1 protein-coding gene is annotated in these 232 nt (G+C 39.7%); it reads left to right on the forward strand.

All coding sequences use genetic code 11. The annotated features are described in order from the left end of the window. Positions 1 to 162: 162 nt before the first annotated feature. On the forward strand, positions 163 to 232 hold a 70-nt coding region (locus tag H6A61_RS16385), incomplete at its 3' end, for an AAA family ATPase (protein WP_430746823.1).

Below are 232 nucleotides of genomic sequence, written 5' to 3' on the forward strand. Positions count from 1 at the left end.
AAGCTGGTGAAAGTGGGTGTGAACTTCAGCTATGAGAAGAGGAATGTGGAGAGGTGGATTGTGAAGGAGTAGATACCAGGGACTGGGGACTAGGAGACGAGTTGACAAGGTTTTAGCTTCGCTGACCGTTGGTTATTAATTTTTAATTTTTAATTGACTTACATGAAATACCCTATAGGAATACAGAATTTTGAAAAGATACGCGAAGGCGGTTATCTTTATATAGACAAGA

The organism is Bacteroides caecigallinarum (genome assembly GCF_016901995.1).
GTDB classification, from domain to species: Bacteria; Bacteroidota; Bacteroidia; order Bacteroidales; family Bacteroidaceae; genus Phocaeicola; species Phocaeicola cellulolyticus.